Raw genomic sequence first — 12,590 nt, 5'->3', positions numbered from 1 at the left:
CCCCCGCTCAAAGGCGGCCAATCGAAAGCCCGCCGCCCGCCTCGATTACCGAGCCCGTGGCGAAGGCGAAAATCCCGGATGCAAGCGCGGCGACAATCATCCCGATGTCCTGGGCCTCCCCCCAGCGTTTCATCGGCACCAGCCCAGCTGCGATCAACACATCGTATTTCTCCGAAACCTTCTCCGCCATCGCCGTGCGGATGATGCCCGGCCGCACTTCGAAGACGCCGATGCCGCTGTCCGCGAGCCGCACCGCCAAGCCCTTGGTGAAGGCCGAAAGGCCGGCCTTGCTGATGCAATAGTCCAGCCGCTCCGGGGAAGTCAGTCCCGACGACACGGAGGTGATGTTGATGATCGAGCGGCTTGCTTGCTCTTTCGCGCTCGTTAGCATCGCCTTGGCGACGGCCTGCGTGAAGAAGATCGTTCCGCGCAGATTGGTGTCGAGCACCGTGTCGAAATTCTCCGGCTTCAGCTCGAGGAAGTCGCCGCGGACCACCGAGCCGACGCCGGCATTGTTCACCAGGCAATCGATTCCGCCGAATTTTTGCAGCACTTGCTCGACGGTTGCGGCATGCCCGCCGGTATCGGCCAGATCCGACTTCAGATAGACGGCCTCAGCCCCGGCCGTGTGCAATGTCTCGATCACCTGATCGACCGGCTCGGCATCCTCTATTCCGGTGATCGCGATATCATGTCCCGCCTTCGCCAGTGCCTCGGCGATCGCCAGTCCGATGCCGCGTCTCCCGCCGGTGACAAGTGCGACCGGCCGTCTCTCGCCCGCCATCACGCCAGCTCCTTCTGCAGGATATGATCCCCGACGCGCAGCGCCTGTGCCGCCACCGTCAGCGCAGGGTTGACCGCAGCCGACGTCGGCAGATAACTCGCATCGACGACGAAGAGGTTCGGGTGGTCAAAGGCGCGGCACCAGATGTCGAGCGGTGCGGTCGCCGGATCATTGCCGATCCGTACCGTGCCGCATTGATGCGACGGCGTCCGCTTGTCGAAGGGCCTCGAGAGCACCAGCGGAAAGCCTGCCGCCTTCAACGCCCGCTTCAGCTTCTTCACCAGCATCAGGTGCGCCGGCCAATTCGTGCGCACCCACTGCAGCAGAATGCGCTCGTCCTTGACCATGATGCGGCTTTCCGGATGCGGAATGTCCTCGCTCATCGCGTAGAAGTCGATCGCATGTGCCGAGAGCTGGTTCAGCATCCATTCCGGCACCGAAGGCATGTTCCCCTTGAGAATCGCGCCCGAGACCCGGCCCAGCAGTTGGACGTTGCCGAGCGGCGGGCCGCCCTCACCGTCCGAGAGGTAATAGTCATTGAAGCCGAATGTCTTCTGGTAGATCGAGGTATTCCGAAAGGTCGGCGAGACGGCGATCACGGCGCTCGAATTGTGGTTCATGAAATTGCGGCCGACCTGATCAGAGCTATTAGCGAGCCCGTTCGGATTCTTGTCATCGGCCGAGCGCAGCAACAGCACGGCGGATTGCACCGCGCCTGCGGAAAGGATCACGAGTTTCGGGGATACTGTCTCCTCGGCCCCATCCTTGCGGTAGTAAACCCTCTCGATCCGCCTGCCATCCGGCGCCGTCTGAAGTCTTGTGACCGGCGATCCGGTCTGCAGGCGCACATTCGGATGTTGCAGCGCCAATGCGAGGCCGATCGTCTCGGCATCCATCTTGCCGTCGAAGCTGTTGGGATGGGCGTCCCAGGGAGTCTTTGCCTTGGCGAGCCAACGCTCGATATCGATGCCGAGCGGCAGCGAATAGGGATGAAGACCGTTCCGCTTCATGCGTTCGCGGACAAGGGCGATCGGCGGCTCGTCAGGCACCGGCGGAAAGGCATACCCTTGGGAATGCGCCGGTTCGGTGGGATCTTCGCCTGTCTGCCCGCGCACCTGGTAAAGCTGCTCCGCGCGGCTATACCATGGCTCCAGCTCCTCATAGGGAAACGGCCACGCTGGCGAGACGCCTTCCAGGTGCCGCATCTCGGCGAAATCCTCGCGACGGTAGCGCACCATGACCGCGCCGAAGAATTTCGAATTGCCGCCGACATTGTAATAGTTGCCGGGATTGAACGGCTTGCCGTCCATCTCGTACCAGAATTCCTTGGGCCGGAAGTGGCCGCGCTGGAAGATCGCGCGCTGGTCGCGGTTTTCCGGCCGGTCCTCGATATGACCGCCTGCCTCGAGGATGAGAATGTCGGCGCCGGAGGGCGCAAGCGCGGAGGCGATGGTCGCCCCGCCGATTCCAGAACCGATAATGACGATATCCGGCTGCTTCACTACGCGATCCTCCCAGAACGCAATGCCTGCAGCTCAGCGCGGCATCCACCAGCCCGTCCGGGCACCGATATGCATGTTGAGCGTCTTGGTCTCCGTATAATCCTCCACCGCATGCCGCCCCAGTTCGCGGCCGAGTCCGGATTGGCGATAGCCGCCGAAGGGCAGTTCCGCCGCGCCATCCATGAAGGTGTTCATCCAGATCGTGCCCGCCCGCACCTTGCGCCCGATCGTCAGGCAGGTGTCGAAGTCGCGGCTCCAGACGCCGGCGGAGAGGCCATATTCCACTGCATTGGCGATGCGGATCGCCTCGTCCACCGTCTCGAAGGTCAACACCGAAAGGACTGGCCCGAAGACTTCCTCGCGCGCAACGGCCATGTCCGGCTTGACACCGGAAAGGATCGTCGGCGCCATGTACTGGCCGAAACCGAAATCGATATGGCTGCCGCCAAGGGCGATATTTGCGCCGCTGCCTGCCGCCGCGGAAACATAGCTCTGAACCTTTTCGAGGTGCTGCGGCGTGATGATCGCCCCCACCTGCGTCGACGGATCGAGCGGATCGCCGACCTTGACCTTCTGCGACAGGGCCGCCACCCGAGCCGTCACCTCCTCCGCGATATCGCGATGTAGGATGAGCCGCGATCCGGCATTGCAGCATTCGCCCGCGTTGAAATAAGCGCCGAAGACGGCGGCATCGATGAAGGCGTCGAGATCGGCATCCGGAAAGACGATCTGCGGGTTCTTGCCGCCAAGCTCCAGAGATACCTTCTTCAAGGTCTTCGAGGCGTTCTCCATCGTCAGCCGACCGACACCGGTCGAGCCGGTGAAGGACACCATGTCGACATCCGGGTGGCCGGTCATTGTCGGGCCAACGGCAGCGCCGGTTCCGACGATGATGTTGACGACACCAGCCGGAACGCCCGCCTCCATCAGGATCTCTCCCAGCACGAGCGTCGAGCCGGACGTGAGCTCCGATGGCTTGACCACCGCCGTGCAGCCCGCCGCAAGCGCGAAAGGCAGTTTCTGGCTGACGATCAGGAACGGGAAGTTCCAAGGGGTGATGATCGAGACGACGCCGACCGCCTCCCGCAGCACGACGCCGAGCGTTCCATCGCCCAGCGTATTGTAGCTTTCGCCATGCAGATCGCGGGCAAGTGCTGCCGCATAGCGCCAGATATCGGCTGCCCCAGCGATCTCGGCCTTCACCTGCGTGATCGGCTTGCCTGCCTCGATCGCATCGAGATAAGCGAGCTCATCGGCGCGCGCAGCGATCATATCCGCCGCCTTGAGCAGAATGCCGGAGCGCTCGGAAGCCGTCATGCGCGGCCAGGGACCATCATCGAAGGCCTTGCGGGCAGCGGCAATCGCCTTGACCGCATCATCCTTCGTCGCCGCCTTGTAACGGCTGACGGCAACGCCATGGCTCGGCGCCACGCGCTCGATCGTGCCCGCCTCGACACCCTCCACCCATTTGCCATCGATCAGCATGCTGAACTCGCGGACCTTCGCGTCCACCAGCTTCTGCGGCTTCACCAGTACCGTCATCACCATTCTCCCTTGAATTGTGCCGGGCGCTTTTCGGCGAATGCCGCAACGCCCTCTTTGAGATCGCCGGTCTTTGCCGCCAGGATAGACCCCAGCGCCTCGACAGCCGCGCCGTTGTCCTCGCCGTTGGCCGATGCGATCAGAAGCTTCGAAATCTCCAGCGCCGCTGGGCCGCGCTGCGCGATACGCGCCGCATAGTCCTTCGCCGCAGCAAGCGAGGTGCCGGTTTCGACCACGGCATCGACAATGCCGTTCGCTCTCGCCTCCTCCGCCGAGAACATCTCGCCGCCGAGCACCATTCGGCGGACGATCTGCGCGCCGAAGCGTTTCACCAATCGCTGCGTGCCCGACCAGCCGGGGATCATGCCAAGGCCCGTTTCCGGCAGGCCGATCCTGATCTGCGTTTCGGCGATGCGGATATCCGCAGCACCCGCCAGCTCCAGACCGCCGCCCAGCGCGTGGCCGTTCAGCGCCGCAATCAGCGGCATGCGCAGCGTCGCCAGCCGCTCGAAAACGCGGTGGCCGAAACGCACCCAGGCATGGCCGAATTCGTTGGCCTCCATGCCGCCCCACGCCTTGATGTCGCCGCCCGCGGAAAAGGCCTTGCCCTCGCCTGTCAGGATGGCAACGCGGACAGCGGCATTCGCCTCCACTTCGTCGCAGGCCACAGCCAATGCCTTCAGCATATCGATGTCGAAGGCGTTGAGCTTCTCCGGCCGCGAGATCGTCAGCACTGCAATTACCCCTTCGACGGAAACTTTGACCTCACCCATGGCAGCCTCCTTCGAGTACGCGCTGCGGCTTCTGCGAGAGCTTGAGGCCGATCGGCGCCTCGCCGAAGAGGGCGGCGTCCATGACCTTCAGATTATCGGAAACAATTAGCGGAAACTCCGATTGATCGAGGATGTGCGCCTGCAGGTCGACGCCGGGCGCGATCTCCGTCAACACGATGCCGTCCGGCGTCAGCTTCATCACACACCGCTCGGTGACATAGGTGACATCCTGCCCCTGCGCTACACCACGGGGACCCGAGAAGGTCACGTGCTCGACGGCGTTGACGAGCTTCTTCAGCTTGCCTTCCTTCTCGATCACCAGCTTGCCGTTTTCGATGCCAAGCTTGGCGCCGGCATTGAACATACCCGAGAAGACGATCTTCCTTGCCCGCGCCGTGATGTCGACGAAGCCACCGGCCCCGGCCGTCACGTGCGGACGGAAGGAGAGCTTCGAGACGTTGACCGAGCCGTCACGGCCGATTTCCAGGAAGGAGAGCAGCGAGGCATCGAAGCCCGCACCCTGGAAATAGGTGAACTGATAGGGCGACGGCATGAAGGCGTCGGCGTTCGAGGCGCAGCCGAAAGCGAAGTCGAGAAGCGGAACGCCGCCGACGGCACCCTGCTCGATCACCCACGTCACCGCCCCATGGATCCCCTCTTCCAACAGGATGCGCGGCACATTGGCTGAAATGCCGAAGCCGAGATTGACCGCACTGCCGCCCTGCAGCTCCTGCGCCACCCGGCGGGCAATCGCCTTCTGGATATTGAATTCCGGCAGGCGGAAGCTGTCGAGCGGCCGGAAAATTTCGCCGGAAATCGCCGGATCGTAGAGCGTCTGGGTCGTCTGCTTCTGGTCCGGATCGACGACGACGTAGTCGACAAGCATGCCGGGAACGCGCACGTCATGCGGCTTCAGCGAGCCTTCCTTGGTGATGCGCTTCACCTGGGCGATGATGATGCCGCCATTGTTGCGGGCTGCCAGCGCCTGATCGAGCCCGCCGAGATAGGCGCCTTCGTGTTCGTAGGTCAGGTTGCCGCGCTCATCCGCGGTCGTTGCCCGGATGATCGCCACCTGCGGCGCGATCGCCTTGAAGAACAGCCAATCCTCGCCCTCGAAACTGATTTTCCTGACCACGGGTTCGGCAGCCGCCTTCGCGTTCATCGCGCAGCCTTCGCGCGCCGGATCGACGAAGGTTTCGAGACCGACCTTGGTCATCACGCCCGGCCGCTTGGCTGCCGCCTCGCGATGCATGTCGAAAAGGATGCCCGAGGGCACGTTGTAGGCGGCGACCTCGTCATTGCCGATCATCTGCCAGATCAAAGGCGGCTCGGCGGAGGACGGGCCGGACGGATAGGAGCCGCCGATGATCTTTTTCAGCAGGCCCTTCCTGGCGATGTGGTCGACGCCCTTAATGCCGCTCATATCGCCCGCCGCAATCGGATGCAGCGTCGTCAGATCGCGGGGATGGCCGGTCGCCTCGAAACGCTCGCCGATCACCTTCAGCATTAGATCAGGGCAGCCGAGACCGCTCGATGAGGAGACGGAGACGATTGCGCCGTCGGGAATCAGGGCAGCTGCTTCCGCCGGTGTGATGTGCTTGTTCATTTCAAAGTCCTGGTTCGATCTTCACCGACTTGCCGGTCCTTGCGGCTTCGACGACAGCAAGGCCGGTCGCGAGCGACCAGACGCCGTCCTCGCCCGTCGCGGACGGCTTGCCCTTCCCGGCCACGGCATCGTGGAACGCCTGCAGTGCCACCTCGTAGAGGTTGGTGCTTTCGAGTTGGAGTTCGGTCTCGCCTTCCGCATTCCGTAGAGTCACGCTGCCGACCGGACGCTGAGTCATGACGTTACGGGCGACGATCGATCCGTCGGTGCCATGCACCTCCAGCCCCGTCTCGGCGTATTTCGTGGTAAAGCCGTCATGGAACTGGGCGATCACGCCGGATTTGAAGCGCAGCACGCCCATGACGGCGTCCTCCAGGCCGGCCTTGCCCATGCCGCCGCTCTGGCCGAAGGCAATTGCCTCGACCGGGTCGTCGCCGAGCACGAAGCGCAGCGTATCGGCATCGTGCACGGTGATGTCGAGAATGACGCCGCCGCCCGCTTCCGGCCGGTCGAGCCGCCAACCCTGCAGATGCGGCGGCAGGTAAACGGCATGGAAGACGCGGGCGCCGAGCGGCTTGCCGATTTTGCCGGCGGCAATCGCGTCGCGTATCGCCCGATGGGTGGCGGCATTGCGCAGGTGATGGTTCGTCGCCAATACCACGCCCGCCTCCCCGGCTGCCTTCACCATGGCCTTGGCGTCGGCCAGACTCATAGCCAGCGGCTTCTCGCAGAGCACATGCTTTCCGGCCTGGATGGCCGCCAGCGTCTGGTCGCGATGAAGCTCGTTGGTGGTCGAGATATAGACGGCCTCGACCTCAGGATCATTGACGAGATCGGCGACGCTCGTCACCGATTTCGCAATCCCGTTCTCGACTGCATAAGCCTGGCCGCGCGCTGCATCCGTGCTCATCACGGAGACGACCTCGCCGCCGGCTGCGCGGATCGCGCCGATTACCCACTCTCTCGCAATCGTACTTGCGCCGATCAAACCCCACTTTGCCATCGCACTCCTCCTTGAATGCTTGCGCCGGAGCTTTCGCGAACCACGAGACGCACGTTGCTGATCAGCGTCTCCGGCTCGGTAGTCCCCGAATTGATCTGCTTCAGGAGCAGCTGCGCCGTCCGCCGGCCCATGCCTTGCGGATCGACGGAAACGGTCGTCAGCGCAGGGACGGCCGTTTTTGCCTCGATGACGTCGTCGAAGCCGACGACAGCAAAATCGGCGCCCGGCTCCATCCGCCTGCTTCGAAGCCCGTCACAGACACCGAAGGCAACCGCGTCGTTGAAACAGACCGCGGCCGTCGGCGGCTCGGCAAGCCGCATCGCCCGCTCGATCGCATCAACGCCGCCTGCCCGCGACGGTGCCGCGCCCACTGCCAGATCCTCGTCGAAGTGCAGGCCTGCCCTGCTCAACGCATCGCGATATCCTGCAAGGCGCTCGTGAAACACCGCGGTATCCGGAAAACCGCCCAGAAAGGCGATACGGCGATGGCCAAGCTCGGCAAGATGCCGAACGGAAGCAGCCGCTCCCGCGTGATTATCCGAAGTCAGCGACGAAACCCGCGCACCGGGGACATTGCGAACCGCCACTACCACCGGAATCCCGGCCTGGGCGAGCGCCCGAAAATCGGCAGCTTCCGTGCCGCGTGCCGGCGAGATGATGAGCCCGGAGATCCCGTGTTCGCGCATTGAGGCTATGACCTCGCGCTGCCGATCGATGTTCTCGCCTGTATTGGCGAGAAACTGCACGTAACCAGCCGATTGCATGACGCTGTCGATGCCGACGGCGAGTTCGGCAAAGAAGCTGTTCGTCAGATCGTTCACCACCATGCCGACGATCTTCGACTTGGCATTTGCCTGTCTCAGATTGGCGGCGCCGCGGTTATAGACATAGCCGAGCTCGCGGATCGCGACATTCACCTTCGCCCGCGTGCCTTCGTTGACGAGCGAGCTTCCCTGCAGAACGAGTGACACAGTCGACTTCGAAACGCCTGCAGCGTTCGCAATGTCGATCACGGTCACCCGCTCCCTTCCCATGGCGCTCCTCCTCCAAAGAACGACCAAAATTTATTGGAACGTTCCAAGTATGTCAAGCAAATTAGCTGATAGCGCTTGGCTGCGGCGCTAAGTTGCGGGAGAATATTATTGGAACGGTCCAACAGCGCTTGAGATGCGAGCTCGCACGGCGGACCGGCAAGGGCCATTAAATTCAACCTTTGACGCAAAGGCGTACCGGAATGGACGAAAGTGAACTTTGCAGCCGTACTCTACGGTACTAGAGACATCGGCGTCGCTTCCGTTTTTCCCCGAAGCGGCGCGAACTCCAGCCTCGCTTACGCGAGGCTTTTTTCTTTTCGCGGCCTAACTCCGGCAATAAAAAACCGCCCTTGCCATGATCCGAGGAGAAGCGGCAAAGGCGGTTCTTGCGCCGTGTCCGAAGACCGGCGGTCTGCTATTCTAGCGGCGGATCAACGGGCAACCGCGCACGTTTGCGAAGGACACCCGGTCCCAGCCACGGCGGGCACGGCCTTCAACGACGACACGGCGGGGCGTGACGTTAACGACCTGCACGTCGCGCAGGCCGGACCAGCGAGCCGCACGAAGAGCCTCTCTCGGCGAGCAACCACCCCGCATCGGCGGCGGCGGGCGATGATACTGAACGTCGACAACAACGCCGCGCTCCGGGCTTGCGGCTGCAGCGCTCGACACGGTGGCCGGAATGGAAGCAATGGCAAGCAATGCCGCAAGTGACGCTTTGGCAATAAGATTGGTCATTCAGGGTTTCCTTAGTTTCAATGTATGCACGAACCGTCCCGTCGGGGATGATTCGACACTAGAGGGCTAAAGCTGAATGATGTTCGAATTGCGCATTCAGCCGCGGTTCAGGCGCTGAGATGCAGCACGATCTGGCGACTGTGAGGACGGTCGCGATGCTCGAAAAGGTAGAGACCCTGCCAGGTGCCGAGCGCCAGCTTGCCGCTCGTAACGGGTATGCCGATTGAAACCTGCGTCAGCGCCGCCTTGATGTGGGCGGGCATATCGTCTGATCCCTCTGCCGTATGGACGATCCAGCGCATCGATGGGTCCGATGACGGCGGCACGAGCCGACGGAAAAAGGCGTTGAGGTCCGTCTGCACGTCGGGATCGGCATTCTCCTGGATCAGCAGCGAGCAGGAGGTGTGGCGCACAAAAACAGTGAGCAGACCTTCGTCGGCGCCGCAGGCGCGGACGAAGGCCGCCGCTTGGTCGGTGAATTCATAAAGGCCCTGGCCGCGGGTCGAGATGGAGATAATCCTCTGGGGCATGGGCCTCCTCTGTCAAAGTTCAACGATCGTTTGAAAGCCGCCATAGATCATGCGCTTGCCGTCGAAAATCGTCTTCCATTCTTCGCCCTTCAGCCGCGGATCGGCCATGACCTTGGCGAGAATGTCGTCGCGCTCTTTTCGCGAAGGATAGGTTACCCACGCGAAGACGACCGTCTCGTCGTCCGTGGCCTGAACGGCGCGCGGGAAGGATGTGAGTTCGCCATAAGGCACGTCATCAGCGACGCACTCGACATATTTGAGAGCGCCGTACTCCTTCCAGATCGAGCCGGCGAAGGCTGAGAATTCCCTGTAGGCATCCACCTTGTTCTTGGGGACCGCTACGATGAACCCGTCGACATAAGTCATTTTTCATTCTCCCAATTTGCTGTTGACGCTTCAAGGACGAATGACGGGCGCGAGGCCCGACAGCCTCGACGGTAACATAGGCGTGATCCGGCGTTTTTCAGCGGCAGGGCTAGCCCTGAAGGGTCCTGACCTTGGCGAGATCGGGGAAAAGACGCATCCACATCAATACGACGGCAATGGTGCCAACGCCGCCGATGATGCCGGCGACGACCGGTCCCATGAAGCCTGCCAGCATGCCGGATTCGAATTCGCCGAGCTGATTGGACGTACCGATGAAGAGCGAATTGACCGCATTTACGCGGCCACGCATCTCATCCGGCGTCAAAAGCTGGACGAGCGAGCTGCGCACCACGACGCTGACGGTATCGGATGCCCCGACGACGAACAGCGCGCAAACAGACAGCGCGATATTGGTGGAGAGCGAAAAGACGATCGTCGCCACGCCGAAGACCGCGACGGCAGCGAGCATCTTGATTCCGACATGGCTCCTCAGCGGCCGCCGTGCCAGCATGATCGACATGACGAGAGCGCCGATCGCCGGTGCGGCGCGCAGCAATCCCAACCCCCAGGGACCGGCATGCAGGATATCCCGCGCAAACATCGGCAGCAGCGCGGTGGCGCCGCCGAGCAGCACGGCAAAGAGATCGAGCGAGATCGTCCCGAGCACGACCGGACGGCTCCGAATAAACGAGACGCCGGCAAATACCGACGTCAGCGTCACCGGCTCGCGTTTAGCAGGCGTCCACTGCATGCGGATCGAAATCACATTGAAGCTGGCAACGGCAAAGAGCACGGCAGCAACGGCAAAGGGTGCGACCGGATGGACGCCGTAAAGCAGGCCGCCGAGCGACGGGCCGACGATGAATGCCGTCTGCTGCATCGAGGTAGTGGTCGCGACCGCCCGCTGCAGCATCGATCCGGGCACGATGTTCGGCAGCAGTGCTGCCATGGTCGGCCGCTCGAAGGCGGTGGTGGCGCCCAGAATCGTGACGGCAACGAGAATACCCGCCGGCGTCAGCCACTGCTGCCAGGTGGCGACCGCAAGCAACAGCGAGGTCGCTGCCTCGATCAGTTGGCAGACAAGGCCGATTCGGCGGCGGTCGAAACGATCGGCGACGTGGCCGACGACGAAGGTCAGCACAACCATCGGCAGGAATTGGCAGAGGCCCACGAGCGCCAGCGCAAAGGCGCTGTGCGTCTGGTCGTAGATCATCCAGCCCATCGCGATTGCGACGCATTGGAATGAAAGGGAGGAGAAAACGCGAGAAGCCGCGAAATTGAGGTAACCGGGATGACGAAGAACGCTACCCGGCAGCGCTTGAACAGTATCCATTTGAACACTTTCGGCCGGCGGAACCCGCTGAGCCATTTATAGGATTTTTATAAGTGTCTGTTCTGCCTGGATGGCTGGCTTGTCAACCAATGGCGGAAAATTTAATCATTGCCACTGAAGAAAAATCACCGCGCCTGCGGCTTGCGCTCGAGCAAATGGGCGCGGGCGCCTCTGTGGCAGGCAGTGCCGCAAGCAATTTCAGCAATCATTGAAAGAAAGCGTCAATGCGCCATTTTCTGACGCAATCGGGATGGCGCATGGCGGATGAAAGCAGGCTCAATAGACTTGCTGGCGGACGCGGTGCCGCAGGCGCCCGGGTTCACGTTACACCGCGACCAGAGGGAACAAGAAAATGAAAGTACTTTTGGCTTCCACCGTCCTTGCCGCCGGCCTGCTCGGTCTTGGAGGCGCGGCTTCGGCCGCCGAATGCGGCAATGTCACCATCGCGAGCATGAACTGGCAATCTGCCGAAGTTGCAGCCAATCTCGACAAGGTCATCCTCGAGGAAGGCTACGGCTGTACAGCCGAGATCGTCAGCGGCGATACGGTGCCGACGCTGACTTCAATGGCTGAAAAAGGCGAGCCGGATATCGCGCCGGAAGCCTGGGTGAGCCTGCAGCCGGAACTCGTCAAGCGCGGCCTGGAAGGGGGCAAGGTCGTGGCGGCCGCCAAGATCCTCTCCGACGGCGCCATCCAGGGCTGGTGGATTCCCAAGTACATCGCCGAAGCCCATCCCGACATCAAGACGATCCCGGATCTGTTCAAGCATCCGGAACTCTTCCCGGCTCCGGAAGACAAGAGCAAGGGCGCCGTCTTCAACGGCCCGCAGGGCTGGGGTGGCACGGTCGTGACCACGCAGCTCTTCAAGGCGAACGGCGGCGACAAGGCGAATTTCACTCTGGTTGATACCGGCTCGGCGGCCGGCCTCGATGGCTCAATCGCCAAGGCATACGAGGGCAAGCAGGCCTGGGTGGGCTATTATTGGGCTCCGACCTCGCTGCTCGGCAAGTACGAGATGGTGAAGCTCGGCTATGGCGTGGACTATGATGCGGCCGAGTGGAAGCGTTGCACCTCGATTGCCGATTGCCCCGATCCGAAGCCGAACGCTTGGCCGGCAGACGACGTTCAGACGCTGGTGAGCAAGAGCTTTGCCGATCGCGCGGGCCCGGCCATGGACTATCTCAACAAGCGCGCGTGGACGAACGACACGGTCAACAAGCTCATTGCCTGGATGACCGACAATCAGGCAACCGGCGAAGATGGCGCCAAACACTTCCTCAAGGAAAACGAAGCCCAGTGGAAGGAATGGGTCTCTCCGGAAGTTGCCGAGAAGATCAAGGCTTCACTCTGATCCCTCATGATCTGCAGGCAGGCGGCGC

12 protein-coding genes are annotated in these 12,590 nt (G+C 62.4%); 1 reads left to right on the top strand and 11 read right to left on the bottom strand.

Going from position 1 to position 12,590, the window contains the following annotated elements:
- Nucleotides 1-7: 7 nt before the first annotated feature.
- The 11 genes from HGP14_RS14580 to HGP14_RS14530 form a co-directional block, all read right to left on the bottom strand.
- Nucleotides 8-784: a 3-ketoacyl-ACP reductase gene (locus tag HGP14_RS14580; protein WP_168830579.1), complete on the bottom strand. Its 777-nt coding sequence runs from the start codon at nucleotides 782-784 to the stop codon at nucleotides 8-10.
- On the bottom strand, nucleotides 784-2,286 hold the full coding sequence (locus HGP14_RS14575) for a GMC family oxidoreductase (protein ID WP_312862134.1): 1,503 nt from the start codon (nucleotides 2,284-2,286) through the stop codon (nucleotides 784-786). The genes HGP14_RS14580 and HGP14_RS14575 overlap by 1 nt, the downstream gene beginning before the upstream one ends.
- 33 nt (nucleotides 2,287-2,319) lie before the next feature.
- Nucleotides 2,320-3,828 (bottom strand): aldehyde dehydrogenase family protein, encoded by a 1,509-nt coding sequence (locus HGP14_RS14570; protein ID WP_168830578.1) that lies wholly within the window; start codon nucleotides 3,826-3,828, stop codon nucleotides 2,320-2,322.
- Nucleotides 3,828-4,601: an enoyl-CoA hydratase/isomerase family protein gene (locus HGP14_RS14565; protein WP_168830577.1), complete on the bottom strand. Its 774-nt coding sequence runs from the start codon at nucleotides 4,599-4,601 to the stop codon at nucleotides 3,828-3,830. The genes HGP14_RS14570 and HGP14_RS14565 overlap by 1 nt, the downstream gene beginning before the upstream one ends.
- Complete coding sequence (locus tag HGP14_RS14560) at nucleotides 4,594-6,207, bottom strand: acyl CoA:acetate/3-ketoacid CoA transferase (protein ID WP_168830576.1); 1,614 nt, start codon at nucleotides 6,205-6,207, stop codon at nucleotides 4,594-4,596. The genes HGP14_RS14565 and HGP14_RS14560 overlap by 8 nt, the downstream gene beginning before the upstream one ends.
- A gap of 1 nt (nucleotide 6,208) precedes the next feature.
- The gene (locus HGP14_RS14555; RefSeq protein ID WP_168830575.1) at nucleotides 6,209-7,210 is read right to left on the bottom strand and encodes a Gfo/Idh/MocA family protein; all 1,002 of its coding nucleotides are present in this window, start codon (nucleotides 7,208-7,210) and stop codon (nucleotides 6,209-6,211) included.
- Nucleotides 7,192-8,244: a LacI family DNA-binding transcriptional regulator gene (locus HGP14_RS14550; protein WP_168830574.1), complete on the bottom strand. Its 1,053-nt coding sequence runs from the start codon at nucleotides 8,242-8,244 to the stop codon at nucleotides 7,192-7,194. The genes HGP14_RS14555 and HGP14_RS14550 overlap by 19 nt, the downstream gene beginning before the upstream one ends.
- Nucleotides 8,245-8,664: 420 nt before the next feature.
- Entirely contained in the window at nucleotides 8,665-8,982 is a 318-nt protein-coding gene (locus tag HGP14_RS14545; protein ID WP_168830573.1) for a hypothetical protein, read from the bottom strand.
- 107 nt (nucleotides 8,983-9,089) lie between these two features.
- Complete coding sequence (locus HGP14_RS14540) at nucleotides 9,090-9,512, bottom strand: secondary thiamine-phosphate synthase enzyme YjbQ (RefSeq protein WP_168830572.1); 423 nt, start codon at nucleotides 9,510-9,512, stop codon at nucleotides 9,090-9,092.
- A 12-nt stretch (nucleotides 9,513-9,524) separates the two neighbouring features.
- Complete coding sequence (locus HGP14_RS14535) at nucleotides 9,525-9,878, bottom strand: DUF1428 domain-containing protein (protein ID WP_168830571.1); 354 nt, start codon at nucleotides 9,876-9,878, stop codon at nucleotides 9,525-9,527.
- Between the two features lie 109 nt (nucleotides 9,879-9,987).
- Nucleotides 9,988-11,211, bottom strand: a complete 1,224-nt coding sequence (locus HGP14_RS14530; RefSeq protein ID WP_168830570.1) for an MFS transporter — start codon at nucleotides 11,209-11,211, stop codon at nucleotides 9,988-9,990.
- 352 nt (nucleotides 11,212-11,563) lie between these two features.
- Here HGP14_RS14530 and HGP14_RS14525 point away from each other — a divergent pair, with 352 nt between their 5' ends.
- Nucleotides 11,564-12,562, top strand: a complete 999-nt coding sequence (locus tag HGP14_RS14525) for an ABC transporter substrate-binding protein (protein WP_168830569.1) — start codon at nucleotides 11,564-11,566, stop codon at nucleotides 12,560-12,562.
- The last annotated feature ends 28 nt before the right edge of the window (nucleotides 12,563-12,590 follow it).

Origin of the sequence: Rhizobium sp. P32RR-XVIII (assembly GCF_012641395.1) — a bacterium.
Classification (GTDB): domain Bacteria; phylum Pseudomonadota; class Alphaproteobacteria; order Rhizobiales; family Rhizobiaceae; genus Rhizobium.
The sequence above is the reverse complement of the archived record's forward strand: the minus strand, read 5'-3'. Positions and strand labels throughout refer to the sequence as shown.